Here is a 17,404-nt window from a genome sequence, read left to right on the forward strand (position 1 = left end):
CAATTTTTTTGGTTAGTAAACCCAAGAATTACCTGCAGGATTATTATCCCAGAATACTTGAACATCAAGCCCAGACTTCTGAGTTGCGTTTGTATTGGTAACCATGTAGTTGTTAGGATACAAGAAAGATCTTGGGAAGTTACCTGGGTTAGCTTCTAGACCAGGTTGCATATTTCCAGGCTCACCAGTTCTCTTATACAAGTTATAAGCTTCTACACCATTACCGAAAAGAGACAACCAGTACTCACGTCCGATGACACGCATCTTGTTAGAGGCATTATCAAATTCCGCACCTACATAACCTAGGTATGCTTCGATGTCCTCATCAAGAGAAGTATCTTGAGAATCAAAGAAACTGTTGATATTGGCTGCTTCACGAGTACTTAAGGCAAAGCCAGTTACATAATCCATGTGCTTCTCAATACCAGATAGCAAATAACCTTTTGCTGCAGCCGCATCACCATCTATTTCTAAAGCAGCTTCTGCTAGCATAAAGTCAACATAAGCAGCTAACATGATTGGATATAAACCTTCACCTTGAGCTCCTAAAGTAGGGTTATTCACAGGAGTAGCAGAATTATCATCGAATCTTCCACCTACAGGATAAATACCCCATACAGTTCTTTTCAAACCATCTGGTGGAACACCGTCTGGATCTAGGTGATCTCTACCCCAATATCCTCTTTCACCTGGAAGACAGTAGATGAATCCACCAGCTAGGTAATGAGGAGGAGCAATCTGAGCAATACACTCAATCTCATCCACGTTAGTTGAATTCACCAAAACTTGACGATACCAGTAGAATCTAGCTCTTGGATCATCAAAACCTTTGGCTTCAGTCATATGCCACATGTAATAAGTAGAGTGATAAGTACCCCCACCAGAAGTATAAGTTCCAGCAAAGTTACCATGTCTAGAATCTGGGTTAGCAGTAGAAGTACCGAATCTAAAGATGAAGTCATCTCCTACTTTCAGCATGTTATTTTCTGCTTTCAACGCATCGATTCCAGCTTTAGCAGCACCTTCTTGAGTCAATCTTAGATTCAAGAAATATCTAAGTTTCAAGGTATTTACCAATCTAGTCCATTTGGTATAGTTTCTTCCGTAATAATAATCATTAGGAGAACCTGAACCAGCAGTAGCAAAGTGCGTTTTAGCTTCGTCTAATAAAGCAGCAGCTGCTTCATATACAGACTGGCCTGGATCCACTTCAGGATTGAAGTTTGCAGGATCAATTGCCTGAGAATAAGGAACATCTCCGTACACATCTACTAAATGGAATAACACCATTGCTTTAATAGTCTTCGCAATACCCAAATGCTTTTGCAAATCACCTTCTTCAGCAATAGGCTCTAAGAAAGCAATATCCGCAAGAATATTTGAGTAAGAGTTGGACCACCATCCGTTGGTAGACTGTACTGTATAAGCATTTTCATACAATGCACTACCTTGGTTTACGATTCTTGTCAAAGACATTCCTGTATTAGAAATACCCTGATAAAAATCTTTGTAATCAAGTTGAATCCTATTAAGTAGGAAATCAGGAGAAGCTGTTGATGCAGTTACCGCATTTGGGTTGTCTAGCAAATCTAAGTCGCAAGACGTCGCAAATAACATGGTTGCTGCACACAACAAACTATATATTAATTTTTTCATAGTAGTTTCAGTTTTGGGATTAGAATGCAAGAGTTACAGTTCCACCAAATCTTCTGGAGCTAGGACCAGTCACAAAGTCGAAACCAAGACCGTTACCAACACCAGTACCCAACACGTCCACATCGTAGTTCATGTTTGGAGGGAAGTTCAACGCTTTGAACCATAAGTTGCTACCACTTACTGCGATAGAAGCTCTCTTGAATGGAGTTTTAGCCATCAAGCTAGTAGGTAATTCATAACCCAATGATACTTCACGAAGACGAATCATAGAACCATCAAATACGTTCGCTTCATCAGCACCTAGGTGGTAACCACCAAAGAAGTAATCAGAAGCGGTGATCTGAATGTCGTTAGGAGTTCCATCTTCTTTCACACCTGGCATAATGAATGTCATCTCTCTATCTACCACTGGATCTTTAGTCACACCTCTAGCCAATGTACCTGTTACAGTATTGGAGAAAACTGCTCCCTTATGTCTGTACTCTAACATTGCATTCAAAGTAAATCCTTTGAAAGTAAATGTGTTAATCCAAGAACCATTCCATCTTGGGTTAGGATCACCTAAGACTTGTAGATCAGCATCTTGCTTCTGTAGACCAGTTGATAAAATGATTGGCAAACCAGTTTGCTCATCTCTTTCAAATCCAGAACCTTTGATGATGTTGAAAGGCTCACCAGGAATAGCAAAGTTACCTAGTGTGGTAAAACCAGCTACAACAATCTCATCCAATCCTTCACCTAATTCAACTGTTACTGATCTATAAAGACCCCAGTTAACAGTGGAATTCCAAGTAAATCCTGAAGCTGTAGAAACCGGAGTAACAGTAGCCTGGAATTCAACCCCTCTAGTTCTAATCTTACCGATGTTAATATCAGTAGAAGTAAATCCAGTAGATGGGTCAATTGGAGCAGAAGTAATCAAGTCTCTTGTATTCTTCTCGTACAAAGAAAGATCAAATCTCAATTTGTTGTTGAACATTACTGCCTCCACACCAAATTCCAATTCTTCCTGAAGCTCTGGCTTCAAGTTAGGGTTACCCAATCTATTACTTACAGAGTGAGTTTGAGTCAATTGACCACCTCTCAAGAATGCTTGAGGATCCTGATTCAAGACATTTCTTGTTCTATAAGGACTTGGGAAACCAGCAGAAGTACCGTAGCCCAATCTCAATTTCAAATCATTCAAAGTAGAGGAGTTCCAGTCAAATGCAGTAGTTGGAATGAAGGAAACGGAAGCTCCTGGATACAAGATTCTTCTATTTTCTTTCTCTACAGTTGATGTCCAGTCATTTCTAGCAGAAAGGTTGAAATACAAATAATTTGCATAATCAAATGTCAAGTTGGCATAAACCCCCATTCTTCTTTGTTCTTCGTTATAATTCAAGCCTCCAGAAGATTGACTTGTGAAGTTAGAGTGGTTGAATAAACCGAATGCCAATTGGTTTTGAGATTCAATACCAGTTCTATTGAATACGTCATATCTAGAGTTACCTCCCAATAATGCACTCATACCAAACTTATCTGAGAAATCCTTTTTCCAATTTAGGATCAAATCCTGGTTCCAGATTGTATTTACAATATTTGCAGTTTCATAAAGACCAGATTGAATTGCTGCACTACCAGATCCAGCACCTCTGTTATATCTTTTCTCTTGCGTTTCAGTATAGGTGTCTAAACCAATTCTATAAGTGATAGAGAAATCGTCAGTGACGTCATAAATTACTGAGGTAGAGTTGAAGAAACGCTTCACATCAGAAGTGTTTTGATAATACTTCACTAACCACAATGGGTTCACGATATCATTACCACCTCTATAATAAACAGACCCTCTAGTAGTTGGATTCTCAAATGGAAGACCACCTAAATCCACAGATCTTGGAGTATACAATACGTGAGCAAAAGCAGATGGAATACCACCTGATGGTCCAGAACCAAACGCTGCGTTAACTGGAGGAGACTCCAAGTCAGTGATCGCAAACGTAAAGGAAGACTTCACAGATAATTTATCAGAAATCGCTGAATTCACACCCAATCCAAAGTTATACTTCTTCAATTCGTTACCTGGAGTAAATCCTTCCTCATCTGTGTAACCGAAACTTGCACTGAAACCAGTTCTGTCAGATCCACCAGCAATTTGAACGGAAGTATTACTGATTAAACCAGTTCTAAAGAATACTTCAGATGGATCCGCATACGCCTTGTAATCATACTTGATAGGTGTACCTCCTACGATTCCGTCTACCCAAAACTGAGGAAACGCTTCTCTTACAGACGCTACAGAAGATGAAGCGTAAGGGTGATTTACTTGAATTCCTTCATCCAATCTAGGACCAAAGTTAGAGAAGAAGAATCCTGGAGCTTGCTGGAAACCGTTACCATAAGTAGTACCATAAGTTGGCAATGATGCCGCCGTATTGGAGAATACAGACTGGTTAATTGTTACTTCAGCAGCTTTTCTTTTAGATGCACCAGATTTGGTAGTAATCAAAATTACACCGTTTCTACCTTGGTCACCATAAAGTACAGTCGCAGAAAGACCTTTCAAAACAGACATGCTCTCAATGTTATTTGGATCGATATCCAAGAAACGAGAAGAAGTAGTAGCACCACCAGTAGTAAATCCATTGGTTGCGTTAGTACTTGTGTTGAAAGGAACACCATCTACTACAAATAAAGGCTGGTTAGAACCAGTAGCAGAAGAGTAACCTCTAATTACCATGTTCGTACCAGAACCAGACATACCGTTAGTAGAGGTGATGTTTACACCGAACTTTACCTTGCAAAACGCGGGCAACGTCTTGCTCAGGACGATTCTCAAGTTGCTCGTCACCTACAGTGGTAACCGCATAACCCAAGGCTTTTTCTCCCTTTCGATACCAATCGCAGTTACTACCACTTCGGATAGCTGTGCAGCGTCGGTTGTCAGGGTAACATTAATAATGGTTCTATTACCGATCGTCTCTTCAGCAGTCTCAAGACCGACAAAGAGAAAATCAATACGTCAGAACCCGCAGGAACGTTAATGGAATAATTACCATCCAAATCGGTGGTAGTACCCACTGTCGTACCTTTCACGAGGACGGTTGCACCCGGCAAACCTAGTCCGTCTTCCTCGGAAATTACCGTACCGGTAATTACCCGTTGTTGCGCCGACACCTCATAACTGAGGGCCATGGTGAAAAGCGCAACAACAAAGAGTAAAGCTTTTCTCATAAGGTATTTAGTTTAGTTGATAAGCGTAAAGAAAAATTATTTGATTTTAATTTCAAAATAGTGCTTACCAACAAAAAATACTTACCAAAGTTCAATATTAAGTTTATAAAATCACATTAGACTTTTTAAAATTACTTTAATCCATATTTTTTTATTTTAATTACAATTTTAACGAAAAATCGTCAACTAGCGGTTGATTATTTGTTTTAGCGGTGACAAACAGTAATAATTTGGTTTATTGTATCATTTTAACAAATTTTAACTGATTTGTATGCAATAATTGATTTTTACAAAACATTATTTTGAAAAATCATAAAAATCAGGTTTCGAAAAAAAAATTAAAGATTGGAAAAAAAATTTTTTTGGAATTTCCAACCTATTTAAAGCCGTTTTTAGGAATTTTTTCTATGCTTTACAGGATTTGAACAAATTTTATTCTTATTATTTTATTTTAACAAGAGATAAAAATGATAATTCTGCGAAAACTGATGGCCAAGGGTCTAAAAAATTATTTTTATCTCTCTTTTTTTGTCAAAAATTTAAAAACAGGTTTAAAAATCTAGAGATTTCGTAAAATTAAAAGGAATATCTTAAAGTGAAGGCTGTTTCGTCCCACCAAAGGTTAGTAAAGTCTTGAAAATTGTACGAAGGCTTCCAATCCAAGCTGATAAACCAGTTGGAATGGTCAATATTATAATCAAGCCCCACGATTAAATCCAATCCATATGCAGCATAGTCTTCGGTTGCTTTATAGACCCATGGTGGTTCACTTTTTCCAACTTTCCACATTCCATAATGCCCTCCAGCACCAACATACCATTCCAAACCCTCAAACTCTCGAATATTCATATGGCGCTCGTACAACAAATTACCGACCCATCCTTTCCAACGGGTAAATACCATCAACTCCACTGCATCACGATCCGTAACAAATCGTTTTACAGATCCACCCACACTTGTCCCTCCTCTAATTCCAATTGACGTATTATAAGCTTTCAATTGGGCTTTTGCCGCCGGAATACCCGAAAAAAGGCAACAAAAAGTATTGCCGCCACAAACAAGTGTTTCATCATCATCTTAAGTATGGAATAATTAACTGCTAAAAAGTAAAAACTTTTTCGCTAGTTATACAATAATCTAATGGGATATCGTGCATTTCGGATGGAATTTGAAGTAATGGCTTAAAAAACTCAATCCTACTTTTAGGACCTTCTTATCTAATCCAGAAAGAAAAACATCATAATAGCCTTTCCCAAAACCAATCCGATTACCCTTTATATCAAAAGCCAAAAGAGGAATTAGTACTAATTGAATCTTATTTGGAGGAATGACCGTAACTTTTTGAGGTATTGGTATCCCCCATTTATTATTGACAAAATCGGTGTTGGAATCAATCTTTACCGTATCCAGCTGAAGTGATCCTGTTTTTACAATAGAAGTATAAACAGATTTACCTCGAGCCAGCAAATAATCCCGAATCAATAGGGTATTGATCTCATTTTGATGGGCAATGGGTAAGTAAATATGGATATGGGAAATCTTAGGGTGTGAATTGAACCAAATTTGAAATTGTCTAAAAACCAATTCAGACTGCCCCTGTACCTCTTCAGGAGAAAGAGCTTTCCTTTTTTCTTTAAATAATTGCCTAATCTGCTCCTTCTCAGTATTCATAGATCTAGAACCATCATTCTGAAATCCAAAGGATCAAAACAGGCAGCCAAATCATCAATAAGTTCAGGAGAAGACAAATAAAACTGCATCATGTTGACCACCCTTTCCTGTGGTGACCCATTTGGTTTGGTGAACGCATGGATGGCCAAGGCTCGATCTAGTTGGACTTGCTGTTTCTTTTCCTCTGCCTTTCTTAATTTACGGCTCATCTGGTCCAAAATCTTAAGAGACCTAACTTTACCTGCTGCAAAAGCTTCTTTCAAACTTCCTTCGAGCAAAGCCGCTTCTGCTCCCTTCTTCTCAAACAAAGAAGAAATCAATTCTTTTTCTTCTTGAAGTTCCAAATCCATACTGGCCTCAGAACGAACAAACTCTTTTTTCCAAGAATCATAATCTTCAAAGATTTGGGTCTCATCCCATCCTAATTGAACTATTTTCTTTCTAATTAGAGGAGTTATTAACAAAGCAAAGTTTCTAGGAAGCAAAATAGGGAAAGGAACCTCGAAGTAATCGAAAACTCCTTTTAACTGTAGCCAATAGATGACTTCTGCTGGACCTCCTAAATAAGCTAAATTAGGTAGAATTACCTCCTGATATAATGGCCTTAACACTACATTCGGACTGAAGCGCTCTGGATTTGTCTCAATTAACTTCTCTAGTTCAGTTTTCGAAAACTTAAGTTCGGTATTCAAGACCTTAAACTCATCTCCCGATCGCTCTATCCGCTCCCGAATCCCTTGATGTAAGTAAAAGAAGTTGATTTCTCTTGGAAAAATCTGTCCCTTGTATCCTAACTCTTCCAGCTTTTGGGTGGCCTCTTCAGCTTTTTGGTTCGAATGATGAAGGAATAGATCATCCTGAATCACGTCCTTGAATTGACTTTTTAATGCCGGACTATTCCCATCCAATATTACCAACCCATGTTCTCCAAATAAATGATTTACATATTTCCTTACAGCCTCAGCAAGGGTTTTGGAGGTGGAATAAGCTTCCTTAAAAAAATCAGGAGCAAAGGAAACAGATTTTAAAAAGGATTGAAAGGAATCGTCCAGATGGAAATCTCCCACTGCACCGGTCTGATCAGAATTCCACTGGTATTTTTCCCCATCTAGCTTGAAATAGTTGATTTCATCAAAATCATGGTCCTCACTGGCCATCCAATATACCGGAACAAACTTATTTACCGGATACTTTTGAGACAACTGTTTAGCAAGATTGATGGTAGATACAATCTTGTATATGAAATACAAAGGCCCAGTAAATAAATTCAGCTGATGCCCAGTGGTGACAGTAAAGGTTTGGTCAAGCGCCAGAGATTGAATATTAGTCTTTACCTTCTCACTGATTTCAATTCCTTCATATTGCGAATGAAGCTCCTTCACCAATGTTTCCCGGGCACTATTAGAGAAATTCTTATTCTTGATCGCCTCTGAAAAACTTTCCAACTTTGGTTCAAGCGAATAAAAAGGTTTTAATTGCTCCTTCCCATTTAAGTAATCCAAAAAAAAATCTGAAAATTGTCCTGTTTCCTGGAGACTTACACAATGTTTTTTCATGGTTGGATGGGGTGAAGTATATTTTGGGAAGCTAACTTAGTGTCTTGAACCAAAGTTCGGTTTTTTTTGTAAAAAAATTGAAAAGCTTCGATTAACGGTAATTTCTTGGGATGATTCATTTAAAATATTACTAACCAAACGGAGTTTTAAGCTTTCTGTTTCACCCAATTTCAGGAAAACCTTAGCTTTGTCGGCCAAATAACATGCTACCATACCATCAATTTTTCTTAAACAACGGACTTGAGGTTATTGTCCATGAAGACCCAAGCAGTAAAATGGCGGTCTTTAATTTACTGTACAAAGTAGGGTCCAGAAATGAAGAAGTCGGAAAAACTGGACTTGCTCATTTTTTGAGCATTTGATGTTCGGGAGTTCCAAAAATGTACCCGTGTTTGACCGAGAATTAGAACGCGTTGGTGGTTCATGTAATGCCTTCACCAGTCCAGACATTACCAACTATTACATCACCCTTCCTGCCAGCAATATAGAAACAGCTTTTTGGCTAGAATCTGATCGTATGCTTCAACTCACATTAAGTGATAAAACCATCGAGACTCAGAGAAAAGTAGTAATAGAAGAATACAAGCAACGGTACTTAAACCAACCATATGGCGACATTTGGCATCACTTAAGAGACTTGTCTTATGTGAAACATCCATATAGGTGGCCTACCATTGGGCAGCACCTTAGCGACATTGAAAATTACCAGCGCAAAGATGTCTGGGATTTTTACCAAACCTATTACAGCCCAGAAAACGCCATTTTAGTCGTGGGCGGAAATGTCACCAAATCCCAAATTGAAAGGCTTTCGCAAAAATGGTTTGGTCCTATCCCATCAAAAAAGCAGGAATTATTAGCTGTTGTTCCTGAACCTATTCAACAAGAGAAGCGAGTCAAAACAATAGAGGCAAAAGTTCCTACAGATGCACTATATAAAGCATACAAAATGCCAGGTAAACTGGCCGAAGGATATGCTGCGGCAGATTTGATATCCGATTTACTAGGATTTGGCAAATCATCCATTTTGGAGCAAAAACTTGTAAAAAAAGGAAAACTTTTCGCTTCTGTAGGTGCTTATGTGTTGGGTTCCGTAGATCCAGGTCTTTTGGTATTTTCAGGAAAAATGGACTCTGGGGTTACTTCTGAGGAAGGAGAACAAGCTTTGGAAGAAGAAATCCAGGCATTCCTCAGTAAAGAAATCTCTGAAGAATCTCTTCAAAAAATCAAAAATCAAGGCGAAGCCATGAAATCCTATGAATCTATCCAGCTATTAAACAGGGTATTTAACCTTGCTTATTATGCATCGTTGGGTAGTCCGGAGTTATACATGACTGAGTTTGAAAATAAATCGAAAATTAAGGCAGAGGAGATTTCCAGTTGGGCATCCAAAATCCTAGTGGAAGAAAACTCTAACGTCATACATTATAAATCTCTTCCTTTATGAACGCATTTAAAATAGGCATGGGATACGATGTCCACCAGTTGAAAGAAGGTTATGACTTTTGGCTAGGTGGAATCAAACTAGAACATGAAAAAGGAGCTGTTGGTCACTCGGATGCAGATGTATTGATTCATGTAATTTGCGATGCACTTCTAGGTGCAGCAAATCTGAGAGACATTGGATATCATTTTTCGGACAAAGACCCCCAATTTAAAGGGATAGACAGTAAAATACTGTTGAAAGAAGTGATGGAAAAAATCAGGGAGGCAGGGTTTGAAGTAGGCAACATAGACGCTACCATTTGTCTTCAGGTGCCAAAAGTAAATCCTCACATTCCAACCATGAAATCATGCTTAGCGGAAGTGATGAATATTCCTGAAAGTTCAATATCCATCAAAGCAACTACCACCGAATGGCTTGGTTTCGTAGGCAGAGAAGAGGGTATTTCGGCCTATTGTGTGGCATTAATCTATCATGTATGAGCGACAAATTAAAAATCATCACAACCGAAGACGGTTCCCATTCCCTTTATAATGAAGAGCTCAAAGAAACTTATCATAGCTTCCATGGAGCATTGAAAGAGTCTGTACATGTCTTCATGCTTTATGGGATTGATTCTTGGTTGATGGAAAATCCAACTAAAAAACCTCTACGGATATTTGAAGTTGGTTTTGGCACCGGCCTGAATGCTTGGCTTACCTTGATTTGGGCAGAACAAAATCAAATTCCTGTTTTATATCATACTATCGAACCATTTCCACTTTCTGAGGAAATATATTCTCAATTGAATTACGGTGATCTCGATGATGGCTTTTTCCATTATAAGCCATATCTACAAAAATTGCATAAAATGGAATGGGGTAAAGGCGCCATCGTTTCAGAATATTTCAATATGAAAAAAGAAAAACCAGCCTTGAAGAAGTAACATTATATCCAAGCGATGTGGTATTTTTTGACGCCTTTGCACCAAGCAAACAGCCCGAATTATGGGAAAAACCTCTTTTACAAAAGGTTTTTGACTCAATGAACCCTGGAGGGATATTCACAACCTACTGTGCCCAAGGCCAATTAAAAGGGACTTAAAAGAAATTGGATTAGAAGTGGAAACTTTGCCAGGACCTCCAGGTAAAAAGGAAATGACCCGAGGTTGGAAAAAATAATTTCTAATTTGGAATAAGCTTTGGAAGATGTGAAGGGAAACCAACCTTTTACTATCATGAAAAGTATCTTATTCTTCTGGGTGTATTTACTCCCCTTCCAAATAATTGCTCAGGTTCCAGTAGAGAATTTATTGAAAGAGCGTCAAAACTTACTCTACCAACTTCAAGAGACCAAGAGAAACACTCCAACAGTAATGGGAGTGGCTTTAGAATCCCGACCTTCGCCTGAAGGACACTTGGCTATGCGGATAATTGAAAAAGACAATGCAATTATTCAAAAGCTACAATTAAGTGATCGGATTGACCATTCTTCTATCCTTTCGGAAAATGAGCAATATAAAACCATCACACTTTCACAGGAACAGGATATCCAAAAGCTCAAAAATGCATTGACTCAAAAGGGGTATGAAGTGAATGCTTCTCGACTGGAAAAACGCAAATTTGAATTAGCCACACTGATATTTTTCATAGGAACGATCACTTTTGGTTGGCTTTTTGTCAGAGATAAAATATCTTTTGACAATCCTATACAACTGTCTTCCATTCCAATTTTCACAAAAAAAGAATGATACTTGGCTTTTTACTTCTGATATTATCCATTACTCCACCTCAATTCACCAAGGCAGGCAAAGCTAAACTGGAACGCATGGTCCAAGAGCGTGATGCCTTGACTGCTGAATGGAAAAAAGTGAAAGTAAAAAGTCAGGAACTTTGGAAATCGCACCAAAAAAGACATGATTGAGACCAATGAATGGCTTGAAAGAATCCTGGCGAAGGACAATTTGATCATGGATGAACTTCGAATGATTGGGGATATAGAAACTACAGTAGCCACACAAACAGGAGAAGACTATAAGGCCATTACCTTGAAATTGGAGCAAGATGTGCAGGCATTGAAAAGAGCATTGGCAGAACGAGACAAAACCATCAATGAAATGCTTGATACCCGCAGGACTTTTGAATGGACTACCCTGATTTTTCCCAGCACCCTTGGACTAGGGTATTGGATCTACAGGATCAAAAAATCTACTTAATTTCTCTTCACATAGATCTTTGTAATAGGGCAAATCCCATCAAAGGATGGGCATCCATATGAAATCTCCATCTGGTTTTGACCCTCAGAAAATATAAGTTCCGTTGGCCCATTTGGCTCAGAAAAATCTACCAAAAAAGGTCTCAATTCGTCTTTTGGAACATAAAAAGGTGGTTCACTGGTAGTGTAGAATCTACTCATCCTAAATCCCTCCTCTATAAAATAGATAAAATCAAGTCCATTGAGGGTATAATCCCCCATGAGGATGTTTCTATATCCCAAATCGTCTCCACCTTCAGTTAACCTTACCGTAGTCTGAATATTGAATGTGCTGTCACTTGTAAACTCAAGTGTTTCTATCACCCAATAATTCAGCGAGTCGACAAAAACTTTGCTTTCCCAAGTCCCAATAAGTGGTGATTTTGGTTCTTCCTTCTCGTTGCAAGCAATGAAAAACACTAAAAGCAATGGGAAAAGAAAAAAAGATGAAGCCCTTTTCATAAAAATCAAATTAGTTGATGATTTCATAACGAACTCACCAACTAAAACAATATGTGATCCCCCTATTTTTATTTCAATCTTGCAATAGGAGTTCTAGCACCTTTGGTTTTTTGTTCCAAATCAACCAAAATTTCTGCATCCAAAGGCAAAAACAAATCTACTCTAGAGCCGAACTTAATAAACCCGAACTCTCCCCCTTGCTCCAATTCAGAACCAGGTTTTACATACCATTTGATTCTTCTAGCTACGGCACCTGCGATTTGTCTCACCAAAATCTGAGTACCTTTAGCGTGACGAATCACCATGGTAGTTCTTTCATTTTCTGTACTGGATTTTGGATGCCATGCTACTAGGTATTTGCCGGGATGGTATTGAAAAAAATCAACCACTCCTTTGATCGGAGAACGGTTTACATGAACATTCACAGGAGACATAAAAATAGAAACCTGCCTTCTGTTTTCTTTTAAATACTCATCCTCAAAGGTCTCCTCAATTACTACTACTTTCCCATCTGCTGGAGCATAAACCAAGTTTTCATCATTAGGAAGCGGAAAAACCGGATTTCTAAAGAATTGAAGAACCAGCACGTAAATTATAATACTGCCTAACATGGATATGTTGAGCAATACTGTTTGCTCTGGCATGAAGTAATAAAGCAAGTAATTCAACGCTACAAGGATGATCATCATCCAAAAAGCAAAACTCTACCTTCTCTGTGTATTGTCATATCTGGGTCAAATAAAAGGCGTGGAGATTAAATCCACGCCTCAAAGATAAACTATTTGATGGATTGATTAAATATTAGAACCCTCCACGATAAGTATAAGTTTTAGCAACTTTATCAATTGCTACAATATATGCCGCAATTCTCATCGGCACCTCATATTTCTGAGATGCTTGATATACATGATCAAAAGCATCTTTCATGATTCGGTCCGAACGTCTGTTTACACGATCAGCTGTCCATTTATAACCAAGTCTATTTTGTACCCATTCAAAGTAAGAAACGGTCACCCCACCAGCATTCGCTAAAATATCTGGTACAGCCATGATTCCTTTATCATTGATAATGGCGTCTGCTTTAGCTGAGGTAGGTCCATTGGCACCTTCCACAATTAGCTTGGCTTTGATTTTCTCCACATTGTGAATGGTAATGACATCCTCTACCGCTGCAGGAACCAAGACGTCTACATCCAAAAGCAGTAATTCACCTGGATCAGATAATTTCTCAGCTCCTTTGAAACCTTCTAATGTTCCATTATTGGTATCTCTATACGCTACAGCTTCCTGGATATTGATCCCATTGCTATTGTAGTATGCTCCGGAGATATCAGAAACTGAAACGATTTTCAAACCTCTCTCTTCCAACAACAAGGCAGCCCAAGACCCTACATTTCCAAAACCTTGTACTGCACAGGTCGCTTGGAAAGGGTTGATTTTCAATTTTTGCATGGCTGCCATAGCAGAAACCATCACTCCACGACCAGTCGCTTCAGTTCTTCCTAAAGAACCTCCTAAAACCAAAGGTTTACCGGTTACTACTGCGTTGATCGTCATCCCTTGTGCTTTGGAGTACTCATCCATCAACCAAGCCATTTCTCTTGGACCTGTACCCATATCAGGAGCAGGAATATCCTTATCAGGACCAAACACATCGATCATCGCCAAAGTATAAGCTCGAACTAATCGCTCGATCTCTCCCTTTGACATTTCTCTAGGATTGCAACGAACCCCACCTTTACCACCACCGTAGGGAATATCCACGACAGCGCACTTCCAGGTCATCCAAGCAGCCAACGCTTTTACCTCGTCCAAATGAACATCCGGAGCGAATCGAATACCACCTTTGGCAGGACCTAGAATGTTTGAATGAATTACTCTGATTCCTTCGAAAACCTGAATTTTTCCATTATCCATGGTAATCGGTAAGGAAACGATTACTTGTTTAGCGGGATTTTTTAAGACGCTATAAACCTCATCAGAAAGACCAAGTTTTTCGGCGGCAATGTTAAATCTCTCCATCATTGACTCCAATGGATTTTCTTTATCCATTATTGGAGCCGGTTCGATATAAGCCATATTGGGTTTTTATTTAGAATATCAAATTCGACGCAAAATTAAGTAGATTTTCAGTATACAGATACAGGAATTAGAATATTTTCAAAAACGCGGTAATAAAAGGGGCCGAAAGTAACAATCCGTCAAAACGATCCATAAATCCTCCATGCCCTGGCAAAATATGACCACTATCTTTAATTTCTATAGAACGTTTGAACAAGGACTCAATCAAATCTCCATATGTTCCGGCTATGATAATGATTCCTGCAATGACCAACCATTTCCAATCTTCAATTACATGAAAATACCTTGCCAACACAAAGGCTACGGCTATCGCTGAAAATGCACCTCCCAAAAATCCTTCCCAGGATTTCTTCGGGGATACACGTTCAAATAACTTCGTTTTACCAAACTTTGTTCCTGCAAAATAAGCCCCTGTATCACTTGCCCATAATATCAACAAACAGCCAATTAGGATTTCAAAATGGTACACTTGGTCCACAGAAAAGACCGCCAAATTCAATAAAGAAAATGGAACGGCTACGTAAAAAATCCCCAGATAGGTAAAGGCAACTCCAGTAAATGGTTTTTTGTCTGTTTTTCGATACAGCTTAATAAATAAGGTTAAAGACACCAGGGGGAACATGAGGTACAAATACTCATGAGGGAACTGTTCTTTTTCTATCAAAAATGTCAAGGTAAAAATCATGAGACCTAAAAAGGTTCCAAAACTTTTTAGAGGTAACATTCCATCCAAGCCAGATAATTTGTAAAACTCCATTTGAGAGAAGCCAAGAATGACGGCAAAAATGAAGAAATAGGTCCAATCTGAATAAATACTCCCCCTACAACTACCAAGGCTCCGAAAAATGCGGTGATGGCTCTTTGCCCCAGATTGCTGTAATTATTGATATTAAAACGTGATCTCATTCTGGATTATATTGTTTGCAAGCAGCAGGTCTTTTTTCTGTACCAATACTTCATAAGTACCAAACACATGATAGATCGTTTCTTTCTTATTTAAAACTACTGCGTTAATTTCATTTTCTTCCAGGACTCCCTTGACTATCTCCGCCCGGACCTGCATGTCACTTTCAAATACTTTAATCCAATTTTCCATTTTCGGGCAAATTAATTTTCTTAAGGTAATAGATTCCTACTACAAGTACCAATAAGCCTAAAAATGCTGCTGAATAAGAAACATCATCCGTAGACTCCAAATCAAAATCAATCATCCCTTGATTGGATAAGTATACCATGATGACGGTAAAGCTATTGTTGAAAATATGGGCTAATATTGGATATAGCAGACTTCCGGTAAACAGGTATAAATACCCGAAAATAGCACCTAAGAAAACTCTGGGTAAAAAGCCATAAAACTGAAGGTGAATTGCCGAGAAAATAATGGCTGTCAACCAAACACCCCAATGCCCAGATTTTAGGTAACGGTGCATTTTGGCCTGAACCAAACCTCTAAAAAACATTTCTTCACCAATGCCCGCAAAGACTCCGATGACTAAAATCCCTGTGACCAACTCAGGAATCGTCTGAAAATCTGTCAAAAATTTGGTCAATTCCATTAATTGCTCTTCTGTCTCTTTCATCCAGGCCTCCAGTCCTGCCATGGATTCAGGAAGAGCCAAGTTAGAATTTAAGTACACCAGCAAAGAGTTAAAGAACATCCCGCCAACAGTAATGGCAAGAACAATTAACAAAGCATTCCACTGAAATCTGGAAATTTGTACTTTCCATTGCAAGTTCGCCTTATCAATAAATCTGGTAATTACCCAAGCTGCCACCCAAAACCCAATTCCTGATCCAATTCCTTGGACAAAAAGCATGGCCATTCTACCATTGGGCACGTCAAATTCTCCATTTATTAGCCCCAAAAGGTCTTCTACTGGGATTTTAAATAAGACCGGAACAAGGGCCAAAGCGATTCCCTGCAATAAAACTAATACCCCAATAGCTACTAAAACAATGACAATCAGGGATAAAAGCCAGTTTTTCCGTTGAGCTATTTCTGAGTTGGTTTCGTAAATCTCCATATTTGAGGTAAATTTACGCGCAAATTTATAATACAGAAGTGGTTAAGATAGGAAAGTTGGAATTGGGAGAGTTTCCCTTGCTGTTAGCACCGATGGAAGATGTGAGTGATCCGCCTTTCAGAGCCGTATGCAAACAAAATGGTGCTGATCTCATGTATACAGAATTTATCAGTTCAGAAGGACTGATTCGTGATGCTGCAAAAAGCGTCCAAAAACTCGATATTTTCGATTATGAGAAACCTATTGGGATTCAAATTTTTGGAAATGACATCGAGTCCATGCGTGAAGCAGCTGCAATTGCTGCAGAAGCTGGACCAGATATTTTGGACATCAATTACGGTTGCCCAGTAAATAAGGTAGCCTGTAAGGGAGCTGGAGCTGGCATATTGCTGGATATCGATAAAATGGTCTCCATGACAGCTGAAATCGTAAAAGCAGTAAACATACCAGTTACTGTTAAAACCAGATTAGGTTGGGATAATGACACCATCCGCATTGTAGAAGTAGCAGAACGATTACAAGATGTAGGAATTCAAGCCATCAGCATACACGCCCGCACCAGGAAACAAATGTACAAGGGAGAGGCGGATTGGAGCTATTTAAATTTAGTCAAAGACAATCCTCGTCTTCATATTCCTGTTTTCGGAAATGGAGATATTGATTCTCCTGAGAAAGCCCTAGAGTATAAAAACAAGTACAATGTGGATGGAATGATGATCGGTAGAGCCGCTATAGGTTATCCATGGATCTTTGATGAAATCAAACATTTCCTTGCAACTGGTGAAAAACTAGAGGCTCCTACCATTGAGGAACGAATCGCAGTTACCAAAAAGCATTTGGACTTTTCGGTCGAATGGAAAGGCGAAAAGCAGGGAATTTTGGAAATGAGAAGACACTATACCAATTATTTCCGTGGCATGCCCAACTTCAAACCGATACGAACCGAAATGGTCACGGCAGATAGTTACGAGCATGTCTGTCATTTGCTAGACCAAGTAGCAGATCAATATGCCGACTACGTTTTCTAAAAATTATCAAAGGGCTTGAAATTTATTTTTTCAAGCCCT

General features: G+C 38.8%; 15 protein-coding genes and 4 pseudogenes. 7 read left to right on the forward strand and 12 right to left on the reverse strand.

Annotated features, from left to right (window positions below; all coding sequences use genetic code 11):
* Positions 1-12: 12 nt before the first annotated feature.
* From V8V91_RS12200 to bshC, 6 genes are all read right to left on the reverse strand, one after another.
* A complete protein-coding gene (locus tag V8V91_RS12200; RefSeq protein WP_373400306.1) occupies positions 13-1,656 on the reverse strand; it encodes a SusD/RagB family nutrient-binding outer membrane lipoprotein in 1,644 nt (547 codons plus the stop codon).
* Between the two features lie 19 nt (positions 1,657-1,675).
* Positions 1,676-4,450 carry a SusC/RagA family TonB-linked outer membrane protein gene (locus V8V91_RS12205; RefSeq protein ID WP_373400307.1) on the reverse strand — a complete coding sequence of 925 codons (2,775 nt, stop codon included), beginning with the start codon at positions 4,448-4,450 and terminating at the stop codon, positions 1,676-1,678.
* 128 nt (positions 4,451-4,578) lie between these two features.
* Positions 4,579-4,830 carry a carboxypeptidase-like regulatory domain-containing protein gene (locus V8V91_RS12210; protein WP_373400309.1) on the reverse strand — a complete coding sequence of 84 codons (252 nt, stop codon included), beginning with the start codon at positions 4,828-4,830 and terminating at the stop codon, positions 4,579-4,581.
* A gap of 615 nt (positions 4,831-5,445) precedes the next feature.
* Complete coding sequence (locus V8V91_RS12215) at positions 5,446-5,868, reverse strand: hypothetical protein (protein ID WP_373400311.1); 423 nt, start codon at positions 5,866-5,868, stop codon at positions 5,446-5,448.
* A gap of 138 nt (positions 5,869-6,006) precedes the next feature.
* On the reverse strand, positions 6,007-6,540 hold the full coding sequence (locus tag V8V91_RS12220; RefSeq protein ID WP_373400313.1) for a 5-formyltetrahydrofolate cyclo-ligase: 534 nt from the start codon (positions 6,538-6,540) through the stop codon (positions 6,007-6,009).
* Positions 6,537-8,096 (reverse strand): bacillithiol biosynthesis cysteine-adding enzyme BshC, encoded by a 1,560-nt coding sequence (bshC, locus tag V8V91_RS12225; RefSeq protein WP_373400315.1) that lies wholly within the window; start codon positions 8,094-8,096, stop codon positions 6,537-6,539. The genes V8V91_RS12220 and bshC overlap by 4 nt, the downstream gene beginning before the upstream one ends.
* 203 nt (positions 8,097-8,299) lie before the next feature.
* Here bshC and V8V91_RS12230 point away from each other — a divergent pair.
* From V8V91_RS12230 to V8V91_RS12255, 6 genes and pseudogenes are all read left to right on the forward strand, one after another.
* Positions 8,300-9,540, forward strand: a pseudogene (locus V8V91_RS12230) (M16 family metallopeptidase).
* A complete protein-coding gene (ispF, locus tag V8V91_RS12235; protein ID WP_373400317.1) occupies positions 9,537-10,019 on the forward strand; it encodes a 2-C-methyl-D-erythritol 2,4-cyclodiphosphate synthase in 483 nt (160 codons plus the stop codon). Before V8V91_RS12230 ends, ispF begins: the two are co-directional and overlap by 4 nt.
* Positions 10,016-10,697 (forward strand): annotated as a pseudogene (gene mnmD / locus V8V91_RS12240) (tRNA (5-methylaminomethyl-2-thiouridine)(34)-methyltransferase MnmD). Before ispF ends, mnmD begins: the two are co-directional and overlap by 4 nt.
* A 56-nt stretch (positions 10,698-10,753) precedes the next feature.
* Positions 10,754-11,266, forward strand: coding sequence for a hypothetical protein (locus tag V8V91_RS12245; RefSeq protein ID WP_373400318.1), 513 nt, complete (start codon positions 10,754-10,756; stop codon positions 11,264-11,266).
* Entirely contained in the window at positions 11,263-11,439 is a 177-nt protein-coding gene (locus V8V91_RS12250) for a hypothetical protein (protein ID WP_373400319.1), read from the forward strand. Before V8V91_RS12245 ends, V8V91_RS12250 begins: the two co-directional genes overlap by 4 nt.
* Complete coding sequence (locus V8V91_RS12255; RefSeq protein ID WP_373400320.1) at positions 11,432-11,731, forward strand: hypothetical protein; 300 nt, start codon at positions 11,432-11,434, stop codon at positions 11,729-11,731. The genes V8V91_RS12250 and V8V91_RS12255 overlap by 8 nt, the downstream gene beginning before the upstream one ends.
* On the opposite strand, the gene V8V91_RS12260 is transcribed toward V8V91_RS12255, so the two are convergent.
* From V8V91_RS12260 to V8V91_RS12285, 6 genes and pseudogenes are all read right to left on the reverse strand, one after another.
* A complete protein-coding gene (locus V8V91_RS12260) occupies positions 11,728-12,231 on the reverse strand; it encodes a hypothetical protein (RefSeq protein ID WP_373400321.1) in 504 nt (167 codons plus the stop codon). The two genes, V8V91_RS12255 and V8V91_RS12260, sit on opposite strands and share 4 nt — an antisense overlap.
* A gap of 68 nt (positions 12,232-12,299) precedes the next feature.
* Positions 12,300-12,958: pseudogene (locus V8V91_RS12265) on the reverse strand (phosphatidylserine decarboxylase family protein).
* 74 nt (positions 12,959-13,032) lie between these two features.
* Entirely contained in the window at positions 13,033-14,310 is a 1,278-nt protein-coding gene (locus V8V91_RS12270) for a Glu/Leu/Phe/Val dehydrogenase (RefSeq protein WP_373400322.1), read from the reverse strand.
* A 70-nt stretch (positions 14,311-14,380) separates the two neighbouring features.
* Positions 14,381-15,219: pseudogene (locus V8V91_RS12275) on the reverse strand (phosphatidate cytidylyltransferase).
* The gene (locus V8V91_RS12280) at positions 15,203-15,409 is read right to left on the reverse strand and encodes a putative signal transducing protein (RefSeq protein ID WP_074225375.1); all 207 of its coding nucleotides are present in this window, start codon (positions 15,407-15,409) and stop codon (positions 15,203-15,205) included. The pseudogene V8V91_RS12275 and the gene V8V91_RS12280 overlap by 17 nt, the downstream one beginning before the upstream one ends.
* A complete protein-coding gene (locus tag V8V91_RS12285) occupies positions 15,393-16,337 on the reverse strand; it encodes a lysostaphin resistance A-like protein (RefSeq protein ID WP_373400323.1) in 945 nt (314 codons plus the stop codon). Before V8V91_RS12285 ends, V8V91_RS12280 begins: the two co-directional genes overlap by 17 nt.
* A gap of 38 nt (positions 16,338-16,375) precedes the next feature.
* Between V8V91_RS12285 and dusB the strand changes: the two genes are divergently transcribed.
* Positions 16,376-17,365 (forward strand): tRNA dihydrouridine synthase DusB, encoded by a 990-nt coding sequence (gene dusB, locus V8V91_RS12290; protein WP_373400324.1) that lies wholly within the window; start codon positions 16,376-16,378, stop codon positions 17,363-17,365.
* Positions 17,366-17,404 lie beyond the last annotated feature (39 nt).

The organism is Algoriphagus halophilus (genome assembly GCF_041729275.1).
In the GTDB taxonomy this organism is placed as follows: Bacteria; Bacteroidota; Bacteroidia; order Cytophagales; family Cyclobacteriaceae; genus Algoriphagus; species Algoriphagus halophilus_A.

Bases quoted from the DNA above. Each gene is read 5' to 3' on its own strand.
- V8V91_RS12200 (WP_373400306.1), bottom strand. From the start codon at position 1,656: ATGAAAAAATTAATATATAGTTTGTTGTGTGCAGCAACCATGTTATTT.
- V8V91_RS12210 (WP_373400309.1), bottom strand. From the start codon at position 4,830: ATGGCCCTCAGTTATGAGGTGTCGGCGCAACAACGGGTAATTACCGGT.
- V8V91_RS12220 (WP_373400313.1), bottom strand. From the start codon at position 6,540: ATGAATACTGAGAAGGAGCAGATTAGGCAATTATTTAAAGAAAAAAGG.
- bshC (WP_373400315.1), bottom strand. From the start codon at position 8,096: ATGAAAAAACATTGTGTAAGTCTCCAGGAAACAGGACAATTTTCAGAT.
- ispF (WP_373400317.1), top strand. From the start codon at position 9,537: ATGAACGCATTTAAAATAGGCATGGGATACGATGTCCACCAGTTGAAA.
- V8V91_RS12245 (WP_373400318.1), top strand. From the start codon at position 10,754: ATGAAAAGTATCTTATTCTTCTGGGTGTATTTACTCCCCTTCCAAATA.
- V8V91_RS12250 (WP_373400319.1), top strand. From the start codon at position 11,263: ATGATACTTGGCTTTTTACTTCTGATATTATCCATTACTCCACCTCAA.
- V8V91_RS12255 (WP_373400320.1), top strand. From the start codon at position 11,432: ATGATTGAGACCAATGAATGGCTTGAAAGAATCCTGGCGAAGGACAAT.
- V8V91_RS12260 (WP_373400321.1), bottom strand. From the start codon at position 12,231: ATGAAAAGGGCTTCATCTTTTTTTCTTTTCCCATTGCTTTTAGTGTTT.
- V8V91_RS12270 (WP_373400322.1), bottom strand. From the start codon at position 14,310: ATGGCTTATATCGAACCGGCTCCAATAATGGATAAAGAAAATCCATTG.
- V8V91_RS12280 (WP_074225375.1), bottom strand. From the start codon at position 15,409: ATGGAAAATTGGATTAAAGTATTTGAAAGTGACATGCAGGTCCGGGCG.
- V8V91_RS12285 (WP_373400323.1), bottom strand. From the start codon at position 16,337: ATGGAGATTTACGAAACCAACTCAGAAATAGCTCAACGGAAAAACTGG.